24 protein-coding genes, 1 tRNA gene and 1 riboswitch are annotated in these 22,663 nt (G+C 49.2%); of the genes, 3 read left to right on the forward strand and 22 right to left on the reverse strand.

Translation table 11 applies throughout. The annotated features are described in order from the left end of the window. The 21 genes from atpD to argS all read right to left on the reverse strand — a co-directional run. On the reverse strand, positions 1 to 1,039 hold a 1,039-nt coding region (atpD, locus tag AC9UEP_RS03165; RefSeq protein WP_509543931.1), incomplete at its 3' end, for a F0F1 ATP synthase subunit beta. Further along, entirely contained in the window at positions 1,039 to 1,953 is a 915-nt protein-coding gene (locus AC9UEP_RS03170; protein WP_509543933.1) for a F0F1 ATP synthase subunit gamma, read from the reverse strand. The genes AC9UEP_RS03170 and atpD, both read right to left, overlap by 1 nt. A 3-nt stretch (positions 1,954 to 1,956) precedes the next feature. Beyond that, a complete protein-coding gene (gene atpA / locus AC9UEP_RS03175) occupies positions 1,957 to 3,597 on the reverse strand; it encodes a F0F1 ATP synthase subunit alpha (protein WP_095696763.1) in 1,641 nt (546 codons plus the stop codon). A 17-nt stretch (positions 3,598 to 3,614) separates the two neighbouring features. Next, positions 3,615 to 4,448, reverse strand: coding sequence for a F0F1 ATP synthase subunit delta (locus tag AC9UEP_RS03180; protein ID WP_509543935.1), 834 nt, complete (start codon positions 4,446 to 4,448; stop codon positions 3,615 to 3,617). A 6-nt stretch (positions 4,449 to 4,454) separates the two neighbouring features. Next, positions 4,455 to 4,988, reverse strand: coding sequence for a F0F1 ATP synthase subunit B (locus AC9UEP_RS03185; protein WP_509543937.1), 534 nt, complete (start codon positions 4,986 to 4,988; stop codon positions 4,455 to 4,457). Between the two features lie 25 nt (positions 4,989 to 5,013). After that, a complete protein-coding gene (atpE, locus tag AC9UEP_RS03190) occupies positions 5,014 to 5,217 on the reverse strand; it encodes an ATP synthase F0 subunit C (RefSeq protein ID WP_017954667.1) in 204 nt (67 codons plus the stop codon). 41 nt (positions 5,218 to 5,258) lie between these two features. Continuing rightward, positions 5,259 to 6,050 carry a F0F1 ATP synthase subunit A gene (atpB, locus tag AC9UEP_RS03195; protein ID WP_509543939.1) on the reverse strand — a complete coding sequence of 264 codons (792 nt, stop codon included), beginning with the start codon at positions 6,048 to 6,050 and terminating at the stop codon, positions 5,259 to 5,261. A 129-nt stretch (positions 6,051 to 6,179) separates the two neighbouring features. Continuing rightward, complete coding sequence (locus tag AC9UEP_RS03200; RefSeq protein WP_095684378.1) at positions 6,180 to 6,383, reverse strand: hypothetical protein; 204 nt, start codon at positions 6,381 to 6,383, stop codon at positions 6,180 to 6,182. Continuing rightward, on the reverse strand, positions 6,364 to 6,792 hold the full coding sequence (locus AC9UEP_RS03205; RefSeq protein ID WP_509543941.1) for a Cg1360 family ATP-synthase-associated protein: 429 nt from the start codon (positions 6,790 to 6,792) through the stop codon (positions 6,364 to 6,366). The genes AC9UEP_RS03200 and AC9UEP_RS03205 overlap by 20 nt, the downstream gene beginning before the upstream one ends. After that, the gene (locus AC9UEP_RS03210) at positions 6,773 to 7,864 is read right to left on the reverse strand and encodes an MraY family glycosyltransferase (RefSeq protein WP_509543943.1); all 1,092 of its coding nucleotides are present in this window, start codon (positions 7,862 to 7,864) and stop codon (positions 6,773 to 6,775) included. Before AC9UEP_RS03210 ends, AC9UEP_RS03205 begins: the two co-directional genes overlap by 20 nt. A gap of 13 nt (positions 7,865 to 7,877) precedes the next feature. After that, positions 7,878 to 9,140: a serine hydroxymethyltransferase gene (glyA, locus tag AC9UEP_RS03215; RefSeq protein ID WP_509543945.1), complete on the reverse strand. Its 1,263-nt coding sequence runs from the start codon at positions 9,138 to 9,140 to the stop codon at positions 7,878 to 7,880. 33 nt (positions 9,141 to 9,173) lie between these two features. Then, positions 9,174 to 9,815, reverse strand: a complete 642-nt coding sequence (locus tag AC9UEP_RS03220; RefSeq protein WP_509543947.1) for an L-threonylcarbamoyladenylate synthase — start codon at positions 9,813 to 9,815, stop codon at positions 9,174 to 9,176. A 2-nt stretch (positions 9,816 to 9,817) separates the two neighbouring features. Then, a complete protein-coding gene (gene prmC, locus AC9UEP_RS03225) occupies positions 9,818 to 10,672 on the reverse strand; it encodes a peptide chain release factor N(5)-glutamine methyltransferase (RefSeq protein ID WP_509543949.1) in 855 nt (284 codons plus the stop codon). A gap of 21 nt (positions 10,673 to 10,693) precedes the next feature. After that, positions 10,694 to 11,776: a peptide chain release factor 1 gene (gene prfA, locus AC9UEP_RS03230; RefSeq protein ID WP_422688622.1), complete on the reverse strand. Its 1,083-nt coding sequence runs from the start codon at positions 11,774 to 11,776 to the stop codon at positions 10,694 to 10,696. Between the two features lie 111 nt (positions 11,777 to 11,887). Further along, positions 11,888 to 12,103, reverse strand: coding sequence for a 50S ribosomal protein L31 (gene rpmE, locus AC9UEP_RS03235; protein ID WP_509543951.1), 216 nt, complete (start codon positions 12,101 to 12,103; stop codon positions 11,888 to 11,890). A 126-nt stretch (positions 12,104 to 12,229) separates the two neighbouring features. Next, positions 12,230 to 13,831, reverse strand: coding sequence for a transcription termination factor Rho (rho, locus tag AC9UEP_RS03240; RefSeq protein WP_509543953.1), 1,602 nt, complete (start codon positions 13,829 to 13,831; stop codon positions 12,230 to 12,232). 120 nt (positions 13,832 to 13,951) lie between these two features. Beyond that, complete coding sequence (gene thrB / locus AC9UEP_RS03245; protein WP_509543955.1) at positions 13,952 to 14,878, reverse strand: homoserine kinase; 927 nt, start codon at positions 14,876 to 14,878, stop codon at positions 13,952 to 13,954. Positions 14,879 to 14,881: 3 nt separating this feature from the next. Further along, positions 14,882 to 15,970: a threonine synthase gene (gene thrC, locus AC9UEP_RS03250; RefSeq protein ID WP_509543957.1), complete on the reverse strand. Its 1,089-nt coding sequence runs from the start codon at positions 15,968 to 15,970 to the stop codon at positions 14,882 to 14,884. Continuing rightward, positions 15,970 to 17,265: a homoserine dehydrogenase gene (locus AC9UEP_RS03255; RefSeq protein WP_509543958.1), complete on the reverse strand. Its 1,296-nt coding sequence runs from the start codon at positions 17,263 to 17,265 to the stop codon at positions 15,970 to 15,972. The genes thrC and AC9UEP_RS03255 overlap by 1 nt, the downstream gene beginning before the upstream one ends. A gap of 4 nt (positions 17,266 to 17,269) precedes the next feature. Then, complete coding sequence (gene lysA / locus AC9UEP_RS03260; RefSeq protein ID WP_509543960.1) at positions 17,270 to 18,598, reverse strand: diaminopimelate decarboxylase; 1,329 nt, start codon at positions 18,596 to 18,598, stop codon at positions 17,270 to 17,272. A gap of 3 nt (positions 18,599 to 18,601) precedes the next feature. Then, entirely contained in the window at positions 18,602 to 20,272 is a 1,671-nt protein-coding gene (gene argS, locus AC9UEP_RS03265) for an arginine--tRNA ligase (RefSeq protein WP_509543962.1), read from the reverse strand. Between the two features lie 104 nt (positions 20,273 to 20,376). Between argS and AC9UEP_RS03270 the strand changes: the two genes are divergently transcribed. The 3 genes from AC9UEP_RS03270 to AC9UEP_RS03280 all read left to right on the forward strand — a co-directional run bounded on the left by AC9UEP_RS03270 (position 20,377) and on the right by AC9UEP_RS03280 (position 22,340). Then, a tRNA-Leu gene (locus tag AC9UEP_RS03270) sits at positions 20,377 to 20,458 on the forward strand. A 27-nt stretch (positions 20,459 to 20,485) separates the two neighbouring features. Next, positions 20,486 to 20,818 carry a helix-hairpin-helix domain-containing protein gene (locus AC9UEP_RS03275; protein WP_509543964.1) on the forward strand — a complete coding sequence of 111 codons (333 nt, stop codon included), beginning with the start codon at positions 20,486 to 20,488 and terminating at the stop codon, positions 20,816 to 20,818. 87 nt (positions 20,819 to 20,905) lie between these two features. Beyond that, positions 20,906 to 21,015, forward strand: a riboswitch (SAM riboswitch). Between the two features lie 11 nt (positions 21,016 to 21,026). Further along, positions 21,027 to 22,340 (forward strand): bifunctional o-acetylhomoserine/o-acetylserine sulfhydrylase, encoded by a 1,314-nt coding sequence (locus AC9UEP_RS03280; protein ID WP_509543966.1) that lies wholly within the window; start codon positions 21,027 to 21,029, stop codon positions 22,338 to 22,340. A gap of 3 nt (positions 22,341 to 22,343) precedes the next feature. Here the strand turns inward: AC9UEP_RS03280 and AC9UEP_RS03285 are convergent, their stop codons facing one another. Then, the gene (locus AC9UEP_RS03285; RefSeq protein WP_509543967.1) at positions 22,344 to 22,595 is read right to left on the reverse strand and encodes a hypothetical protein; all 252 of its coding nucleotides are present in this window, start codon (positions 22,593 to 22,595) and stop codon (positions 22,344 to 22,346) included. Positions 22,596 to 22,663: the final 68 nt, after the last annotated feature.

The following is a 22,663-nucleotide window of genomic DNA, read 5'->3' on the forward strand; positions in this document are numbered from 1 at the left end:
GTGGATCCACAGCTGGGTAGATACCAAGCTCTGAAATCGGACGAGACAACACTGTAGTTGCATCTAAGTGCGCGAATGTTGTGTGTGGAGCTGGGTCAGTAATGTCATCTGCAGGAACGTAAATTGCCTGCATTGATGTAATTGAGTGACCACGTGTTGAAGTAATACGCTCCTGAAGCTGACCCATTTCATCGGCCAAAGTTGGCTGATAGCCCACTGCAGATGGCATACGGCCAAGAAGTGTTGATACTTCCGAACCTGCCTGCGTAAAGCGGAAGATGTTATCGATGAAGAGCAGCACGTCCTGCTTCTGCACATCGCGGAAGTACTCAGCCATAGTAAGAGCAGAGAGTGCAACACGTAGACGCGTGCCAGGTGGCTCATCCATCTGACCGAAGACCAAGGCTGTCTTATTGATAACGCCAGTCTCAGTCATTTCTAGGAACAAGTCGTTACCTTCACGAGTACGCTCACCAACACCGGCGAATACTGATACACCACCGAAGTTTTCCGCTACGCGATAAATCATTTCCTGGATAAGAACAGTCTTACCCACACCAGCGCCACCGAAGAGGCCGATCTTTCCACCCTTTACATAAGGTGTGAGAAGGTCAATAACTTTGATACCTGTTTCAAACATCTCAGTCTTTGACTCGAGCTGATCAAATGCTGGTGCGTTACGGTGGATTGACCAACGCTCCTTGATATCAAGTGAGGACGTTGGAACGTCAAGTGATTCTCCGAGCGTATTAAATACGTGGCCCTTTGTGACATCGCCAACTGGAACAGAGATTGCAGAACCAGTGTCTGTTACTTCAGCACCGCGCACCATTCCATCCGTTGGTTGCATTGAGATAGCGCGCACGAGGTTATCTCCAATGTGCTGCGCTACTTCGAGGGTCAAGGTACGAGTAGTGCCACTCATGGTGGTCTCTACGTGAAGCGCGTTAAAGATCGAAGGCATCGAATCTGCGGGGAATTCAATATCCACCACCGGTCCAATAACTCGGGCTACGCGGCCTTTACCTGTTGCTGACATTATTCGCTCCCTGCACTAGCTGAGGCCAACGCATCTGCGCCGCCGACGATTTCACTGATTTCTTGGGTAATTTCTGCTTGACGGGCAGCGTTCGCAAGTCGGGTAAGTGACTTGATGAGATCCTCAGCATTGTCAGTTGCTGATTTCATAGCGCGACGACGAGCAGCATGTTCAGAGGCTGCCGATTGCAACATCGCGTTAAAGATACGGGCTTGGATATAGCGCGGAAGAAGTGCGTTAAGAACTTCTCCGGCATTGGGTTCAAATTCATACATTGGAAGCAATCCTGTTGGGACTGCCTCTGATGACTCAACAACTTCCAATGGAATCATGCGCTTGGCAGTTGCTTCCTGGGTCAACATAGATCTGAACTGGGTAAAGATGATGTGAATTTCATCCACCCCAAGATTTGTATCAGTCGAGTCTGCAAGAAAAGCATCAAGCAGCGCGTCCGCTACTTCACGTGCATTTTCATAGGTTGGGTTATCAGAAAATCCGGTCCACGTTCCAGCCATTTCGCGATTACGGAACTTGTAGTAGTTCACAGCCTTGCGACCGACGAGGAAGTTAGAGACTTGCAGACCACGCTCACGAAGCAGGGCTGCCAGTTTTTCGCCTTCCTTAATCGCATTCGTTGAATAAGCACCAGCCATTCCACGGTCGGCAGAGATAATTAAAATCGCTGCTCGTCGTGGATTTTCGTGTGCTGTCGTCAATGGATGATTTGTGGAAGAAAATGATGCAACTGCAGATACCGCACGTGTGAGTTCATTTGCATACGGAGTCGATGCTGTTACACGTTGCTGCGCCTTAACGATACGAGAAGCAGAGATTAACTCCATAGCTTTCGTAATCTTTTTGGTCGCTTTAACGGAACGCATCCGCCTGCGATATATGCGAAGTTGAGCACCCATGAGTTACTTCTTCACCGCCGGTGGGACGTGCTTTGTGATTGCTTCTGCAGCTTCGCCCTCAAGCGCCTTTGCCGCAGCTTCATTCAGTGCTGGAGCCACTGATGACTTAAATTGCTTCTTGAAATCAGCAACTGCAGAAACCATCTTGGCCACAGTGTCATCTTCGAGCTGCTTAGTCTCAGAGATCACGGTAAAGATATCTTTACGTTCGCGGCCAATGAAGTCCAGTAGTTCGCCTTCAAAGCGACGGATATCAGCAACAGCAACATCATCTAGCGCACCGGAAGTTCCGGCCCAGATTGACACAATCTGGCGCTCGAGTGAATAAGGTGAGTACTGACCCTGCTTAAGTAGTTCCACCATACGTGCACCGCGCTCAAGCTGAGCCTTTGATGCCGCATCGAGATCTGAACCAAAAGCAGCGAATGCTTCGAGCTCACGGAACTGAGCGAGGTCAAGACGCAGACGACCAGCGATCTTCTTCATCGCCTTAGTCTGAGCTGAACCACCCACGCGAGAAACAGAGATACCTACGTTAATCGCTGGGCGTACACCTGCGTTAAAGAGATCTGTTTCAAGGAAGCACTGTCCGTCAGTAATAGAAATTACGTTTGTCGGAATAAACGCGGAAACGTCATTTCCCTTAGTTTCAATGATTGGCAGACCAGTCATGGAACCGCCACCGAGTTCATCGGAAAGCTTTGCGCAACGTTCTAGCAAACGTGAGTGTAAGTAGAAAACATCGCCTGGGTAAGCTTCGCGGCCTGGTGGGCGACGAAGGAGAAGTGAGACTGAACGATAAGCCTCAGCTTGCTTGGAAAGATCATCAAAAACAATCAGAACGTGCTCGCCTTTATACATCCAGTGCTGACCAATTGCAGAACCTGTATATGGCGCGAGGTACTTAAAGCCTGCTGGGTCTGATGCGGGGGACGCAACGATTGTTGTGTATTCCATCGCGCCAGCTTCTTCGAGTGCGCCCTTAACGGATGCAATCGTTGAACCCTTCTGACCGATAGCGACGTAGATGCATTTAACCTGCTTCTTCTTATCGCCAGTCAGCCAGTTTTCGCGCTGGTTAATAATTGTGTCGATTGCAACTGCAGTCTTTCCGGTCTGGCGGTCACCAATGATGAGCTGACGCTGTCCACGACCGATTGCTGTCATCGCATCGATTGCCTTAATACCTGTGGCCATTGGCTCTTTAACAGGTTGGCGCTGTACAACAGATGGTGCCTGAAGTTCTAGGGCACGACGGGCATCAGGAGTGATCTCACCTTTGCCATCGATTGGACGGCCGAGTGGGTCAACAACGCGACCGAGGAATCCATCACCGACAGGAACAGAGAGAACTTCACCTGTACGACGTACAGAGGTTCCTTCTTCAATGCCTGCGTAATCGCCCAAGATAACAACGCCGATTTCGCGCACGTCGAGGTTAAGTGCCAGACCTAACGTTCCGTTCTCGAACTGAAGTAGTTCGTTAGCCATTGTTGAAGGAAGACCTTCAACGCGGGCGATTCCATCGCCTGCCTGGCTTACTGTTCCGACTTCGTCACGAGCCGCGGTGCCTGGATCGTATGACTTAACGAAGTTCGCTAAGGCATCCCGAATTTCATTCGGTTGGATCTTGAGCTCTGCCATGAGTTTCCCCTTTATTCCTATTTATTTCCAGCAAGTGCACGTCCGGCACTTGCAAGTCGATGTGAAACGCTTCCATCTACAAGTTCATCTGCAAATTTCACTGAGACTCCACCAAGAATTGATGGCTCCACCTCAATGTTGACGCGGATTGGTTGCCCAACCTGCTTTTCAATCGCCGTTGCCAGGCGTTTCTTCTGTTCCTCTGTTATCTGTGTTGCTACGCGAATCACTGCAATCAAACGATTGCGTCGATTTGCCAGGCCAAAGAGATAGTCAGCAAATGCTGCTTCAATACTGCGACCGCGAAGACTTGATACCAGCGCAACTGCTAACTTCACAGTTGATGCTGATGCTTTCTTGCCAAGTATTTCAGTGACAAGAGCTGACTTTGCTTGCACTGTTCCAGCACCTACCAGCGCCTTGCGCAGCTCGAAGTTATCGACCACGAGTTCAGATGTCTCAAAGAGCTCATCTTCTACGCGATCGAGTTCATTGCTTACATTTGCAGCTGAAGCTTCGGCTTCAATCGCCAGCTGCTCAAGTGCATGCACTAGGTCTCCTGCAGCTGACCAACGAAGTGTTGATACATCTGTGAGTATTTCTAGCGCTGGCGCTGAGAGTGTCTTGGCAAAGAGATCTTTCACAAGTGCGCCCTTTGAGGCAGCATCGCGAGCAGGGTCGGCAAAGGCACGGCGAATTGAAGTGTATTTAGCCAGAACGTCGGCGGCAAAGAAAAGTTGAGAAGAGAGCTCAGATGAAGTGGCAGCGCTTGCACCTTTTACGGCAGCATCGAGTGCGCCGCGTGCAACCACGAGTGATTGACGGCTACTTCCTCCGAGGTGAATTCTCATTTTTCTTTACTTACTCTTCTCAAGGTCTTCGATAAAGCGATCCACGATCCGTGATTGACGGGCCTGGTCATCTAGCGCTTCCCCGACAATCTTTGATGCGAGCTCGACTGCAAGTGCGCCCACTTCATTACGAAGTGATGTCACTGCTTGCTGACGTTCTGCCTCAATAGATGCATGTGCTGCTGCTGTGATGCGAGCTGCTTCCTCTTGCGCCTTTGTGCGAAGCTCTTCGATAATCGCTGCGCCTTGAACTCGCGCCTCTTCCCGAAGTCGTGATGCTTCACCTTGAGCAGATGAAAGTTGTTCGTTGTATTGAACGAGCGCGCGCTGTGCTTCTTCCTGCGCTTTTTCGGCTCGCTCTAAGCCGCCTTGAATTGCTTCGGTGCGGTCAGTAAATGCCTTTTCAAACTTTGGCACTACCGCCTTACGAAGAACGAGGAATAGCAGGGTGAAGGCAATTGCACCAACGATTAATTCAGCGGTGTGCGGAATTAATGGGTTGAGTGGTTCTCCCTCGGCAAGCAAATTAATTGAGCGCATTAGTTTCCCTAATCCTTCTTAGTTATTAGAGAACGAATGCGAGTACGAGACCGAAGAGTGCGAGTGCTTCAGCAAGGGCGAATCCAAGGAACGCGATTGGCTGGAGAACGCTACGTGCTTCTGGCTGACGAGCTACGCCGTTGATATAAGCAGCGAAGATCATTCCTGTTGCAATTGCTGGACCAATTGCTGATAGGCCAAAACCGACCAGGTTGAGTGTGCCTGTCATTTTTTCTTACCTTTCGTTTGGTTATTCATTAGGTGGTGCGTTTAGTGCTCGTCAGCAAGGGCGCCGGCGATGTAGAGAGCTGTAAGCAGGGTGAAGATATATGCCTGCAGGCATTGCACCATAAATTCGAAGAAGGTAAGGGCAATACCAAATGCAAATGAGAATGGGCTAAATAACTTCATGATCAGATGTGAATCCTGCATCATGTAATCACCGCCCATAATGAATACGAGCAAGAGCAAGTGGCCCGCGAACATATTTGCAAAGAGACGAAGTGAGAGCGTCAATGGACGCACGAGGAAGAATGTGGCAATTTCAATCGGTGTCAGCAAGATGTAAACCGGCTTAGGAACACCTGGCATAAAGGCAATCTCTTTCAGGTATGCACCCAGTCCCTTTTTGCGAATACCAACGTAGTGAAAGACTCCGAATGAGAAGATTGCAAGCACGTATGGGAAGGCAACGTGAGACATTGCTGGGAATTGCAAGAATGGAACAATTCCAAAGATGTTGTTAGTTAAAACAAAGGTAAAGAGTGTGAATAGGTATGGCACAAAGCGCATAAATTCATGGCCGATAACATCGCGAGCAAGATCATTGCGCACAAAGGCATAGATGCTTTCGCCAGCAAATTGCAGCTTTGAAGGAACTACTGCCGCTTTGCGGGCAGAGAGAATGAAGAAAACTGAAACAAGAATTACGGAGAGAAAGACAAGAAAAACCGGCTTAGTCAGCCAAGGAATTGATTCAGTAAGTGGAGGAAGGTTGAAGTCGTTAGTGCTTGGTGGGACGAATCCATCACCAGCTGCGTATAAGTTAACAAACGCGCGCACACACACTCCTTGGAACTCTAAAAGGGTTGTAAATCATTTACGAGACAAGCGGTAAAGCAGGCTTACCTTATGGGCAAAACCGGCTCCCTGTGAAATCCAGACCCTGGGGATTTATATGGTGCGCCTCACCTACTCGCGGCCAAATCGCAGCCAGATGAGGTAGAGCGCCCCCCCGGCTCCCACCAGAAGACCCACGAGGGTCAGATAAGTGGTCTCAAGAAAATGGTCTGCCGCCCAGCCAGCTCCCCCCCAGAAAAGTAGCCCTGATATGAGATAGCCGAAGATTGACCAGAGAGCGTTCTCGTCTCGGCGGTTAGCTGGTTCGTTGGTCATGGGGTAATGGTAGATGAGTTTTCAACTTCAAATAACTCGCGATTTCTCCACCTAGCCAGGCGAAGGTCAGGGCGATGGCAGTGACGCCAAAGCTGGTTCGGTCGATACTGGAACGATCAGTGTAGGTAGTCAGCGCCCATAAAAAAGCTCCGAGCAACAAGAACTTAGCAAAGTAGGAGAACATAGCAAGTGCCATGGTGCTCATGGGATCAAGATTGCGGGAAATCTTGGAAACAAAGATATGCACTAAGAAATAAATCAGCACGACTGCTTGTGCAAGGAGTGCTCCGTAAAATCCGGAAAGTCCTTGAGTAAAAGAGAAAATCGCAATTGCAATCAGACCAACAATCAGCGTTGGAACAAGAGCGCCTCGCAGTAGCTGCGCTTCATTACTTTTTTGCTTGCTCATATTTCCTACCTCCACTTTTTGTGAAGTAAATTGCCGAGGCCAACATGATGCCAGCAACGAGTGCTGATACCCAGAGCGGTTCAAATGCTGAAACTACAACAGGAAGTGCAATAGTTGCGGTCCACACATACATAATCAGCGCAGTACGCAAATGTGAATTTCCAGCACGCAACAATCGGTGATGTATATGCTCTTTATCGGAGCTAAAGGGAGATTGACCCGCACGTAATCTGCGGATGATGGCCGAAAATAGATCAATAAGTGGAATAGCAAGGACTGCAAAGGGAAGAGCGAGTGGAAGCAGTGTGGGGCCTAGCTTCTCAGCAGAAATTGCATTGGGATCAATCTGTCCGGTTAAGGTGATTGCCGAAGCTGCTAGCAATAACCCAAGGAACATCGATCCTGAATCGCCCATAAAGATCTTGGCCGGATGAGCATTATGTGGCAGAAAACCAATACACACACCAATAATGACTGCGGTAATCAGAGATGGTGCACCCGCGCGATTAAAGCCATAAATAACGGCGAGCAGGTAGGCGAAGGCAAAGAAGGCGGCCCCTGAAATTGCCACGATGCCGGCTGCCAAACCATCTAGCCCATCAATAAAGTTCACCGCGTTAATTGTTACCAGGACTATCAAGACAGTCACTAATTGACCAATGCTAGGTGGCAAGGTGATGACGCCATTAATTGGTAACCACAAAACTTGAATACCGAAGAGGAGCAATATTCCTGCCGCTAACGCTTGGCCCGCTAATTTTGTCAGCGCATCGAGTTCAAAGCGATCATCAACTAACCCAATGGCAACCAATAGCGTGGCGGCCAGAAATATTCCAACTGTTTCACGACCGAAAGATTTTCCAACAAGTGATAAATGATTGACCATGGCAAAGGTGAGTGCCATGGCTATCCACATCGCAAGGCCACCCCAGCGAGGAGTTGGTGTTGTGTGAATATCGCGAGTTCGAATATGAGCAACGGCGCCGACCTTAATCGCCAAGGTGCGCACAAATGGAGTGATTACATAGCACAACGCTGCAGCTAGGAGCAGAGTTACTAAGTACTCACGCATTGCAGAGGGTTACTTACGCCTCGTAGATAGGAAAACGTGCGGTAAGAGCGTGGACTTCAGATTTAATCGCAGTATGTGCTGATGCATCATCTGTCTTAATGGCTCGAGCAATCAGAGATGCAATCGTCTTCATCTCCCCTGTGCCCATTCCTTGCGTTGTGGTTGCTGGTGTTCCCACGCGAATACCTGATGTAACAGATGGTGCTTCTGGGTCATAAGGAATTGAGTTCTTATTAAGAACAATGCCGGCTGCGCCGCAGCGCTCGTCGGCAACTTTTCCATTAACCCCGGTTGATCTAATATCCATGAGCGCCAAGTGGGTCTGGGTTCCACCAGAAACCGCACGCATGCCTTCTGCCTCAAGGGCTTTGGCCAATGACTGTGCGTTGACAATGACATCCTTTGCATACTTTTGATATGCCGGAGTTGCACACTCTGCAAGTGCGATCGCTTTGCCTGCAACTGCCGACATGATCGGACCACCCTGCATGCCAGGAAAGACCGCCTTATCAATTGCTGCTGCGTGCTCTGCCTTGGACAAAATCATTCCACCACGTGGGCCGCGCAATACTTTGTGAGTAGTAAATGAAACAACATCTGCATAAGGAACAGGTGAGGGAATTGCCTTACCGGCAACGAGTCCAATGAAGTGAGCAGCATCTACCCACATAATCGCCCCGACTTCATCGCAAATCGCGCGTACCTTCTCGAAGTCGATTAAGGATGGATAGGCCGTTGCTCCCGAACAGATCATCTTCGGCTTATTAGCAATAGCTAAGTCGCGTAGCTCGTCGTAATCAATCAACTCGTTATCTTGACGCACACCGTATGAGACGGCGTTGAACCATTTACCGGAAAAGTTAACTTTGGAGCCGTGGGTCAGGTGTCCACCATGTGGAAGTGACATTGCCAGGATGGTATCTCCCGGCTTTGTAAATGCTTGATAGATAGCGATATTCGCACTGGCACCTGAATGTGGCTGCACATTTGCATGCTCTGCACCAAAGAGAGATTGTGCACGCTCGATAGCAATAATCTCAGCCTTATCAACTTCTTCACAGCCGCCGTAGTAACGCTTGCCTGGATAACCTTCAGCATATTTATTTGACAGCGTTGAACCGAGGGCAGCAAGTATTGCGCGTGATGTGAAGTTCTCAGATGCAATCAGTTGCAGATTGGTCTGTTGACGCTTGAGTTCAGAGAGCAATACCGCAGCAATATCTGGGTCTTGCTTGGAAAGAAGCGTGAAATCTGGGCCATAGAAAGATTCGGACATGGGGTCAGCCTAATAGTTCTTGCCAGATAGTGACTATCCAGAAACGCTGGGAGCGATTTTTCTCACTTGGGCAGCCGAAATAGCGCCTTCGCGCAGGATGTGAAGTCCATCATTTCGCTGTTCAATCACAGTTGTGGGCTGGCCTGATTTAAGCACCCCGTTATCAAATACGGTCGCAACATCCCAGCCCTTGATTGAACTGCGATCAATTGCGAGCATCGGCGCTTCACCGGCCGGTGATGCACTGGCTGCGGCAAGTGGACCTGACTCTTTAAGCAAAGCGCGCAGCAAACGTGATTTAGGAACTCTAATACTGATCTGATCAAGTGAGTTGTCATCACCAAGATCCCAATTCAATCCCCGGTTAGGTGCCAGATTAAGTGAGAGTAAGCCCGGCCAGAATTCATCCATCAATTTCTGCGCATCACCCGGCACATCCCGCGTAATTCCTTGCACCGTCTGGGCTGAATAACAGAGAACTTGGGCGGATATTCCTAGCTCATCACCACGCAAGACATGCATCGCACGCACTGCAAAATGAGAGAAGGCATCCGCTAGATAAATGTAGCCATGCTCGGCTGGCACCACGATGGCGTAACCATCGCGAATAGATTTAAGAGCCTTTGCCACATGGTTCTTTGCTTCACCTTTTTTAAGGTCGACCCGAGGAGCCATCGTTATCTCCTCACCGCGGTGGTAAAACGCGGACGTCCAGTTAAATCCTGATGCAGAAGAATATCTTCGAAATCTATATTCAGTACAGCAGCAATTTCATCACCCTGTGATTCATGGTGTTCAATTGCAAGGAATCCTCCAGGCTTAAGCAGCCGCGCACTTGCTACGATAAAAAGCTTTGGCGCTTTCATTCCATCTGCCCCACCAAAGAGGGCGATTGCAGGTTCGTGCTCGCGCACATCAGCTGGCAACTCTTGTCCGTCAGCAATATATGGCGGATTTGCAATGACGACATCACATTTGACGCCATCGAGGGCGGTCGAAACATCTGATTCAACTATGCGCACTTTTTCATCAATAAAAGAGACGTTCTCTTTCAGCCAGTAAATTGCTTCAGCGCTCTTCTCTACTGCAATCACATGAGTATTGGGCGCTTCTGTGGCAATTGCTAGTGCAAGGGCGCCAGAACCCGCACCGAGATCAATAACGCTGACAGCGCCGCTTAACTTCTCAATATGGGTAAGAACAGATTCGACGAGTAACTCACTCTCAGGCCGTGGCACTAGAACGCCAGGGCCAACCTTGATTTCTAGATGTCTGAAGTAAGCAACACCAGTGAGATATTGCAGCGGTTCGTTGGCACATCTGCGATCAAGTAGTTTCCAGAAAGTCTCTTCCACAATAGAGATATCACCAATGGCAGTAAGAGCGTTTTCAACTGTGAGTGGATTATGTAAATCCATACGAGTTAAACCAAGAGTGTGGGCAAGTAGATGTTCTGCCTCGACCTCAGCAAAACCTGCAGCAGCTAACTGTTCCTTACCGCCTCGTAAGAATTCTTTGAAGGTAAGTTCCATTGTTTTCGCCCGGTTTTATCTTTAGTTAGTAGCGGAGAGCTTTGCTGCTCTGTCAGCATCGAGAAGTGCTTGCACAACCTCATCAAGCTCACCGTTTAGAACAGCATCTAAGTTATTTGCTTTGTAATTCACGCGGTGATCACTCAGGCGATTTTCCGGGTAGTTATATGTGCGAATTCGCTCGGAACGATCGACTGTGCGCACCTGGCTTTTGCGTTCAGCCATCGCAGCCGCTTCGGCTTTCTCTTGTGCATCAGCTAGTAAGCGAGCACGCAAGATGCGAAGGGCAGATTCTTTATTCTGGAGTTGAGATTTCTCGTTCTGACACGAAACCACAATGCCCGTTGGGACGTGAGTAAGTCGCACCGCAGAGTCAGTGGTATTTACCGACTGTCCGCCCGGACCAGATGAGCGATAGACATCAACGCGGACATCATTCATATTCAGCTCGACATCAACTTCTTCTGCTTCCGGCAAGACAAGTACGCCGGCAGCCGAAGTGTGGATGCGCCCTTGGCTTTCAGTCTCTGGCACGCGTTGCACACGATGTACGCCGCCTTCAAATTTAAGTCGTGCATACGGTGTTGTTCCTGGCTCAGGTGTTCCCTTTGATTTCACCGCCATCGAAATATCTTTATAACCACCGAGTTCTGATTCATTCATATCAAGAATTTCAATTTTCCAACCACGCTTTTCGGCATAGCGCTGATACATACGCACTAAATCTCCAGCAAAGAGGGCAGATTCATCTCCACCCGCACCAGCTTTGACTTCAATGATGACATCGCGGTCATCGTTAGGATCGCGTGGCAATAACAACTCTTCTAACTTCTGCGCCGCTGCCTCAACAACTTCCTGCATCGCCGGAATTTCAGAGGCGAAAGATGCATCATCTTCGGCCATCTCTTTCGCTGCCTCTAAATCATCTGCGGCAGATTTCCACGCATTAAATCCGGCAACGACTGGACCAAGTTGGGCATAGCGACGACCCAATTTACGGGCGTTACCTTGATCTTCATGGATGGATGGGTCGGCCATCTTTGTTTCAAGTTCTTGATATTCGCGCACCATCTCATGTGCTGATGCAAAACGATCGTTAGCCATATGACCTCATCCTTTCTCTTCGATAGTTACTTGTAATCTGTGACTAATTAATTGGATAAATAAAAAGACCGCGCCGCAACCTTTCGGCTGCGATGCGGTCTCTTTGGAAAGCTAGTTAGATGCTTTTTTACCGAAACGCTCTTCGAACTTAGCGACGCGTCCACCGGTGTCAAGGATGCGCTGCTTACCTGTGTAGAACGGGTGGCAGACTGAGCAAACTTCAACGTAGATAGATCCACTTGCAACTGTTGAGCGGGTGACAAACTTCTCACCGCAACCACAAGTTACTTGGGTCTCTTTATATTCTGGGTGAATATCTTTCTTCATCTTTATTTCCTTTTCTATGGCTGGGTCCGTGATTAACGGTGAACCAGTTCATTGCCATGGGGTGGCAATAGGGGTCAATCTTCTCGTAAAAGCAGTAATCCACAAAATCCACGCGGGAAAGTGAGCTTACTTACTGTCGTCCGGTCCTGATGTTGTCTTTTGGATCTGCATCAAGAATTCAACGTTGGACTTTGTGCCCTTCATCTTCTCGAGCAAGAGTTCCAGTGCTGCCTGTGGTTCTAGTGCGTGCAGAACGCGACGAAGTTTCCAGACAATGTTGAGCTCTTCGGTTCCCATCAGGATTTCTTCCTTACGTGTACCTGATGCAACAACGTTGACTGCCGGGAAGATGCGCTTATCGGCCATTCTGCGATCAAGGATGAGTTCCATGTTTCCGGTTCCCTTGAACTCTTCGAAGATCACTTCATCCATACGAGATCCGGTATCAACTAGAGCTGTTGCAAGAATGGTCAGTGATCCACCATCTTCAATATTACGAGCTGCACCGAAGAACTTCTTTGGTGGATAGAGCGCTGCGGAATCAACACCACCGGAGAGAATTCGACCTGATGCTGGGGCTGCGATGTTATATGCGCGACCAAGACGTGTGATTGAGTCAAGCAGAACCACAACATCGTGACCCATTTCAACCAGACGCTTAGCGCGCTCGATTGCAAGCTCGGCAATTGTGGTGTGATCATCAGCCGGGCGGTCGAAAGTTGAAGCAATTACTTCACCCTTCACGCTGCGCTGCATATCGGTAACTTCTTCTGGGCGTTCATCAACGAGCACAACCATGAGATGACACTCAGGGTTGTTTGTTGTAATCGCGTTGGCAATTGCCTGCAAGACCATGGTCTTACCCGCTTTAGGAGGCGAAACAATAAGTCCGCGCTGACCTTTTCCAATCGGAGCGATCAAGTCAATAACGCGAGTTGTAAGAATATTTGGCTCCGTCTCAAGGCGAAGACGCTCTTGTGGGTAGAGCGGAACAAGCTTGCCGAATTCTACTCGGTTGCGAGCTTCTTCATATGGTGCGCCATTGATTGTTTCAAGAGTGATTAGTGGGTTGTACTTCTGACGAGTTTCACCTTCGCGAGCTTGGCGAACCTGTCCGGTGACAACGTCACCTTTGCGAAGACCGTACTTACGTACTTGGCCTTGTGAAACATAGACATCGTTTGGCCCTGGCAGGTATCCGCCAGTGCGAATAAATGAGTAGTTATCCATAATGTCGACGAGTCCGCCCACTGGAACTAGCACATCATCTTCACCAACTACTGGTTCGCGCTCTTCCCGGTTGCCACGGTCGCGATTGCGATCGCGTCCACGGTTTCGATCGCGGCCACGGTTTCGGCCACCACGGTCTTCGCGCTCACCTGAATTACGGTCTTGCGGTGCGCTGTTATCTGGTGAATCCTCGTCATTATCGTCATTATCGTCATTATCGTCATCATCATCTGAATTATTCAAATTATTCGAATTATCGGAATTCTTATTCTCGCGGTTGCCCTTCTTTGCATTGCGCGCTTCCCGGCGAGCTTCCCGTTCCGCCTTAGCTGCCTCGCGGTTTGCCGCCTGCAGATCTGCAATTGCTGTTACGAGTGCATCCTTTTTTAGCTTGGCAGCGTTATCGACACCGAGTTGAGACGCAACTTCCTTTAACTTAGGAAGGGTCATCGCTGAGAGCTCTGGACTGCTGGAACGAATTGGTTCTGTTGTTGTCATGTATTTCTTTTCAGTTTGGGGCTTACCTATATAAGTGAAACCCAGGGTTAATTTCTTTAGCTTCTTGGATTTATCAATTCTTACTCTGCCCTTACTTACCGGGTCGAACTGATGGTAAAACTATAGCAGGCTGGCTCCACGAGGAGCAATTTCCAGAGATTTACCTTCAAATCTAGCGCCTCCAGCACGGCTGAGCTGTTCACTCTCTTCCTGGTTGCCGGTATGCAAAGCCATGACAGTAGGACCCGCACCAGAGATAAAGGCTGCAACTCCAGCAGCACGTAACTTTGTCATCAGTGCAAATGAAGCTGGCATTGCTTCACTTCGATAGGACTGATGTAAGAAATCTTCGGTTGCCGAAAATAATAAATCTGGACGAATAGTCAGGGCGTGCATGAGTAGCGCTGTGTTGGTGCTGTTGCGTTGGGCATCGGCAAATGGAATAGATGTAGGCAATAGTGTGCGAGCTTTCTTCGTTGCCAGAGCGTTACTCGGGATAAGTGCCATGGCACGGATGCGAGGATCTACCGGGATCTGAATTGAGCGCGCTACTTCTTTTCCAAGAACAAGCTCTTTCCACGCAACAGTTGCGCCACCAAAGAGCGCTGCTGCCACATTATCTGGATGGCCTTCCATCTCTGTTGCAAGGTTTAGCAATGCTTCATCGCTCATTTTATCTGTGCCAGTGAGCACTAGTGCTCTTGCTAAAACAAGTCCGCCGATAATCGCAGATGCGGAAGAGCCAAGTCCACGACCATGAGGAATGACATTCAGTGCACGAACTGCAATTCCTTTTGGTTTCCCACCTAAGAAATCAAATCCTTTATACATTGCTTTGACAAGTAGGTTCTTATCTGTGCGCAGAACGTCGGCGGCGCCTTCGCCAGTGACATCAATATCAAGGCCTGGTTCATCAAGAACTTGGGCGACATAACGATCGTGCATAGCAAAGGCTAAAGCAATGGAATCAAATCCTGGACCTACGTTGGCTGAAGTTGCCGGAACTTGTACCTGAATCGGATTCGCCTTAAATGTTGGTTTAACCATGAGTTACTTCTTTACCAAGCCGAGCGCTTTTGCGGCAGCATCAGCGTTTACCGGAACTACTACCGGATCTGATGCGCCTTCAAGGGCCCATGGAATATCTTTAAGCCCATTACCTGTGCAGGTAATAACAATTGTTTTATCTTTCGGCAGTTTTCCTGCATTCTTATACTTAATAAGTCCAGCAATGCCAGCTGCCGAAGATGGCTCACAGAAGATTCCTTCACGCACTGCTAACAAGTGATAGGCAGCAAGAATTTCTTCATCAGTCACCGAATCAATGAGCCCGCCAGATTCATCGCGGGCAGCGATTGCTTGATTCCATGAGGCAGGGTTGCCAATTCTGATAGCTGTGGCAATTGTTTCTGGCTTAGCCACGGGTGTACCTGTCACAAGAGGCGCGGCACCCGCAGCTTGGAATCCCCACATCTGTGGCAATCTCGATGAAATCTTGTCATTGCGATATTCGTTATAGCCCTTCCAATATGCAGTGATATTTCCGGCATTACCCACGGGCATCGCATGAATATCTGGCGCATCTCCCAACATATCTACTACTTCAAAGGCGGCAGTCTTCTGTCCTTCAATACGATAGGGATTCACGGAGTTCACTAGTGATACCGGATAGTGCTCGGAAAGATCGCGCGCTAAGACCAAGCAATCATCAAAGTTGCCATCAACTTGTAATAACTTTGCTCCGTGCACAACAGCTTGCGCCAACTTTCCCAGTGCAATCTTGCCTTCCGGAATAAGTACTGCCGGAACCATTCCGGCTTTGACGGCGTAGGCAGCGGCGGCGGCAGATGTATTTCCAGTAGAAGCACAGATGACAGCTTTCGCTCCCTCTTCAGCTGCTTTTGATATCGCCATGGTCATTCCGCGATCTTTAAATGAACCGGTCGGATTAACGCCTTCAAACTTTACCCAAACGTTATTGCCAAGCATTTCCGAGAGCACGCCGGCATAGATAAGTGGTGTTCCACCTTCGCGAAGCGTGATGACTGGAGTCTTGGAAGAAACCGGCAGGCGATGACGATATTCCTCAATCACTCCGCGCCACTGGTGAGCGCCAGATTTCTTAGAAAAGATTCCCATTAGGAGATAGCTCCCTCTACGCGAATCACGCTAGAAATTTTTGTAACCATCGGCATCTTCTTCAGAGCTTCAACAGTTGCTTTGAGTTCGCCTTCGGTTGCTCTGTGAGTAACGACAATGAGTTCGGCATCATCGTTGCGGCCATTCTGATCAACAGTTTGGATCGATACCCCTTGGTCGGCAAAGACCTTTGCGATTGCCGCGAGAACACCTGGCTTATCCGCAACTTCCAAGCGAATGAGGAACTTTGTCTTAGTTGTTTCAATCGGCGCAATATTGCGATCTGCATAATCAGTTTCGCGTTGCCCAATTGAATTCAGTGCAATATGGCGTGACACAGCCACGATATCTCCCAAGACGGCTGATGCTGTTGGTTGCCCACCTGCACCGCGACCATAGAACATAAGTGGTCCAGCTGATTCCGCCTCAATAAAGACTGCGTTAAAGGCATCGCGCACCGATGCAAGTGGGTGGCTCTTATCAATCATGACCGGGTGAACACGTACCGAAATTTCATCGGCCGGTGTGAGCTCTGCAATAGCAAGTAACTTAATGACGTGGTCCATTGATTTTGCAATCGAGACATCTTCCAGGGTGATATGTGAGATGCCCTCGCGATACACGTCATCGACAGTGACGCGAGTGTGGAAAGCAAGTCCAGATAAAATCGCAGCCTTTGCAGCAGCATCGAATCCCTCGATATCTGCAGTGGGATCTGCTTCGGCGTAGCCAAGTGCCTGCGCCTCTTTTAGCGCATCAGCAAATTCACGGTTATCTTCATGCATCTTTGTCAGGATGTAATTTGTTGTGCCGTTAACAATTCCCATCAGGCGTATAACAAAGTCGCCAGCTAAGGAATCGCGCAGTGGACGAATAATTGGAATCGCACCTGCAACGGAAGCTTCGTAGTAAATATCTTCACCCTTGGCATAGGCGGCAGTAAAGAGGTCTGCGCCATGGCTGGCAAGAAGTGCTTTATTGGCTGTCACAATTGATTTGCGGTTATCGATTGCAATCATTGTAAGTTCGCGCGCAGGCTCAATGCCGCCCATGACTTCCACAATAAGATCAATATCAGGATCATTGACAATAGAAAATGGATCGGTGGTAAATAGCGCTGGATCTAAACCTGGATATGGCTTAAGTGTGCGCACGGCGATGCGAGTAAGTTCAATCTTTACCCCAGCACGAGTCGAGAGTTCGGCAGTATCTTCAAGTAAAAGACGTGCAACTTGGCTGCCCACAACTCCGCAGCCGAGCATGCCGACGCGAACGGGTTTATCTGCTGGACTCATCTGCCTATTCTTTCACATCGAGAGCAAGCAGATCTGCCTCATTTTCTCGACGAACAATTACGCGTGCTTTTCCATCTTTTACCGCAACAACTGGTGGCCTTGGGACATGATTGTAATTACTTGCCATGCTGCGGCCATAAGCACCCGTCGCCGGGGTAGCAATGAGATCTCCCGGAGCTATATCTGCCGGAAGTTGAATATTGTCAATAATGATGTCGCCTGTTTCGCAATGCTTTCCGACGAGTCGCGCTAATACATGTGGCGCAGTTGAAACACGTTGGGCAATAACCGCGGTGTATTCGGCATCATATAAGCCAGGACGTGCATTATCACTCATGCCGCCATCGACCGAAACATATTTACGCACTATGCCGCCATCAAGTTCAACATCTTTAACAGTGCCAACTTCATAGAGTGTAAACATTGTTGGTCCCACAATATTTCGACCAGGTTCTAGTGATATCACGGGAATATCAAGTGAGTACTTGGCACATGCTGCTCGCACCGCGGCGCCAATTGCTGGAAGTACGTCAGCAGGTTCAACCGTTACTTCACCATCAATATATGCAATTCCAAATCCCCCACCTAAATCAAGTTCGGGGAGTTGTGTGCCATATGTGTCGCGATACTTGCCCAGGAAGGCAAGAAGTCGGTCGGTTGCAATCTCATGTGCCTCTACGCCAAATATCTGTGAGCCGATATGGCAATGCACGCCACGTAGTTCTAGCTCCGGATGTTCTATCACCGCTTGCACTGCCTGCCAGGCAGCCCCTGATGCAATCGAGAAACCAAACTTCACATCTTCATGGGCGGTAGAAATCTTTTCGTGAGTGTGGGCTTCGATGCCAGGTGTGAGTCTGAGCATGACTCCCTGGCGCACACCGTGCTTGCGAGCGGCCGCTGCCACGCGCTCAATTTCAAAGAGTGAATCCATCACAATCATCTTGACGCCAGCTGAGACTGCACGCTCGATTTCAGCAACTGATTTATTGTTGCCATGTACTTCGATCTTCGATGGATTGATTCCGCCAGCGAGGGCAACTGCGAGTTCCCCGCCAGTGCAGACATCGATACCAATTCCGATTTCACTAATCCATTGCGCAACGGCAGTACAAATAAAGGACTTCGCCGCGTAGTAGATAGTTCCGGCGTGTGGGCCAAATTCTTTTTGCAGGCCGTTATGCCAGGCAAGTGCGCGGGCGCGATATGCACCTTCATCGAGAAAGAATGTCGGAGTTCCAAACTCTTTTGCTAACTGCGCCGCTGAAATTCCAGCCAGTGACAGTGTTCCGCCAGATAGGGATGCGTTCTGTGACCACATGTTCGTACTCATTACTTACATCCTTTCCGGTGCGGATACACCTAGGAGATCAAGACCATTAGCAAGTACCTGCATTGTCGCAGCACAGAGCGCTGCTCGCGCAGAATGAATAGGTGCAATTGCCTCATTACCCAGCGGAAGCACGCGGCAATCAGCATAGAAGCCGTGATAGACACCGGCTAACTCTTCCAGATAACGCGCAACCCGATGTGGCTCGCGGAATTCTGCGGCGCTAGCAACGATTCGTGGGAAATCTGAAAGAGCGCCCAGTAAATCATTCTCGCGATCGTGTGTGAGTTGCGATGGATCAAAGGAGGCAAGGTCAGATTTGATACCAAGCTCAGCAGTATTGCGCAGTACCCCAGCGATGCGCGCATGTGCATACTGCACGTAATAAACAGGATTCTCATTGGTATTGCGGCGCAGCACATCGATATCCATGACCATCGGGGTATCTACCGGATAACGAATGAGTGTGTAGCGAGCTGCATCCACGCCTACTTTTTCCACAAGTTCTTCGAGTGTAATGATGGTGCCGGCCCGCTTAGAGAGCTTCACCTCTTGCCCACCTTCCATGATCTTCACCAGCTGCCCAATAAGAACATCAATGTTGTATTCGGGGTTATCACCGGCACATGCAGCCGTTGCTTTTAGGCGTTGGATATATCCATGATGATCTGCGCCCAACATATAGATACAGATATCAAATCCGCGTTCTCGTTTATTGATGTAATAAGCAGTATCAGATGCAAAGTATGTGAGCTCACCATCTGCCTTAACAATTACACGATCTTTGTCATCGCCAAAATCTGTCGTGCGCAGCCACGCTGCGCCATCTACTTCAAAGACATGTCCTTGCGAGCGCAATTTATCAACACCATGTTCAACCGCACCAGATTCGTGTAACGAACGCTCTGAGAACCACACATCAAATGAGGTGTGAAAAGTTTCTAAGACTTGCTGTTGTTGGGCCAGCTGCACCTGATAGGCAGCTTCGCGAAACTCTTCTGATGAAGTTATTCCAGGATTGGCGGCAACGACTTCTTTCGCCAAATCTCCAATGTATTGGCCCTGATATCCATCTTCCAGAATCGGATTACCTTGGGCTGCTGCTTGCACAGATTGCCCGAACAAATCCATTTGCCGTCCGCGGTCATTGATATAAAACTCGCGCGTGACATCTGCCCCGGCCGCACTTAATACTCGACCCAGCGCATCACCAACTGCCGCCCATCGAGTGTGACCAAGGTGCAGTGGCCCGGTTGGGTTGGCGCTAATAAATTCCAGGTTAATTTTCACACCTTGCAGGGCAGAGCCGCGCCCATATTGGTTGCCGGCGGTAAGAATTGTGCGAACGAGTTCAGCCTGGCTGGCGCGGTCAAGAGTGATATTAATAAAGCCAGGTCCGGCGATATCAACTTTGACCACTCCTGTAATAGATGCGATTGCTGCTTGCAAAATTGTGGCAATCTCACGCGGATTCTTCCCCGCTGCCTTTGCTAACTGCAGCGCTATTGATGTGGCGTAATCACCGTGATCGCGATTCTTTGGGCGCTCTAGTGTGATGACTGCGGGAACCTCGCCGGAGATTTCTCCTCGGGCAAAAGATGCGGCAATGACCACCTGGATATCGAGGGCAAGTTGGTCGGCGAGAGAGGCTGCTGAAGAATTTTCACTGCGCGACATTGTGCAAGGTTACCGGTTGCACGCTTAGGCTCGTCGTTATTTGGTGACAAGGGCCAGTTGCCCGTAATCTTCTCCCATATCGCGATGAGAAATCATTGCGATACGCGGGAGTGGTGAAATGGCAGACACGCAAGTCTTAGGAACTTGTGCTTCGGCGTGCGGGTTCAAGTCCCGCCTCCCGCACCAGATCTATCAGATACATCAGGATTAGCCATGGCTAAACAATCACCAGCAAAAATCAAAAAGTTACGTGGCGAAGCCATGCGCGCTGCAGCTGCAAGAAAAGCGGCTCGGGCTACAAGCCAGAACGATAATGTGCGCGGTGAAGCAGATCTCGATGCCTATGCCGAAGTCGATGGGCCATGGCGAGAAATCGGATTGGCAGCTCCAGCACGTAGAGCGCTGATTGATGAAGGACTCTACAAATTAAGTGACTTGCGAAAAATCTCGCTCGATTTAGTCAAGGATTTAGACGGCATTGGGCCCAATGCAATTCGGATACTCATCTCAGAGATGAAGAAGAAAGATCTATCCTTTAGAAAATAAGCGTCTCGCAAAGGAGTTGCAAGGGGTTTGCAAAGAGCAGATACTCGCAACTTTGCATTTGATTTCTTCCGAGTTAATATTGTTCTAGTTCACGAGTTCTACGTCTTAGCCCCGGCTTAGTAGACGGCAACCCTCCACCGCGGTGGGGTGCTCCGGGTGACGAACTGGTCAGAATATCAATCTGACATCTACTGCGATGGGGATAACTATGTCTAACAATTGGTCATTTGAAACACTGCAGATTCATGCCGGGCAAACGGCAGATCCAACAACTGGTGCACGTGCACTTCCGCTTTATCAGACCACGGCCTACCAGTTCCGCGATACCACACACGCGGCAAACCTCTTCGGTTTGGCTGAGCTAGGAAATATTTACACCCGCATCATGAATCCAACTCAAGATGCCGTGGAGCAAAGACTTGCCGCACTTGAAGGTGGCGTTGCTGCACTTCTACTCGCATCAGGTTCTGCTGCAACTACCTTTGCAGTTCTTAACGTTGCTGAAGCTGGAGACCACATCGTCTCTAGCCCAAGCTTGTATGGTGGGACATATAACCTCTTCCACTACACACTTCCAAAGTTTGGAATTGAAGTAACTTTCGTTGATGACCCAAATGACCCAGAGTCATGGAAGAAGGCGGTAAAGCCAAATACCAAGGCGTTCTTCGGTGAGACAATTGCCAACCCTAAGAATGAAATTCTCGATATTAAAACGATTGCCGATATCGCGCACTCAGTTGGGGTTCCACTGATTGTTGATAATACAGTTGCAACTCCATACCTCATTAAGCCAATCGAGTATGGTGCAGATGTAGTGGTGCACTCAGCGACTAAGTTCCTATCTGGCCACGGAAATGCAGTTGTTGGCGCAATCATTGATGCTGGAAAGTTTGACTACGCACAACACCAGGATCGCTTCCCGGGCTTTAATAAGCCAGATCCAAGTTATCACGGCTTGGTCTTCTCTCAAGCACTCGGTGTAGGTAGCGCATTTGGTGCCAACCTTTCATACATCTTCAAGATACGCCTTCAGTTGCTACGCGATATCGGGGCTGCGGTATCACCATTTAATGCGTGGTTACTCGCACAAGGACTTGAAACACTTTCGCTGCGCATGGACCGTCATCTTGAAAATACGCAAGCTGTCGCAACATGGCTAGAGGCACACCCAGATGTTGAGAAAGTTCACTATGCCAGCCTGGCATCTTCACCATGGCACGCACTTGCTAAGAAGTACACACCAAAGGGATCAGGTGCCGTAGTTTCATTCGAACTCAAAGCCGGAATTGAAGCTGGCAAGAAGTTCGTTGAGTCACTTGAACTCTTTAGCCATGTTGCCAATATTGGTGATGTGCGCTCACTTGTTATCCATCCAGCAACAACTACGCACTCTCAGCTCTCACCGCAAGAGCAGTTGGAAGCAGGAGTAACTCCAGGACTTGTACGACTAAGCCTTGGACTCGAAAACATTATTGATATCAAGGCTGACCTTGAAGCTGGATTTAAAGCGACAAAGGGTTAGGGATTAAACAAACAAACTGTAAGCAAGAAGTAGGCCGCCGCAGGTGATTCCGATCGCTGCGGCGGTCTTGCTTTGTAGCCACATTTTGCCGGGCTGTGTGAGAGAAATCAGAAGTAGACCAAGTCCTGGCACAATCAACGCCAGGCTCTTAAGAAGATTACCATCGGCGCCAGTTTGATAGCGAAAATTGATTAGACCGATTGCGAGAGCGGCATAAGCGCCCATGCGAAAATTATTCACGCGCTGAATGTTCATGTCTTGATAGTAATGCAGGTTGTGCTGGGAAAGCAGAAGGGCGCCGGTTTCCCGACGCCCTTGCCTAA

Source organism: Candidatus Planktophila sp., from assembly GCF_040402315.1.
GTDB lineage: Bacteria > Actinomycetota > Actinomycetes > Nanopelagicales > Nanopelagicaceae > Planktophila.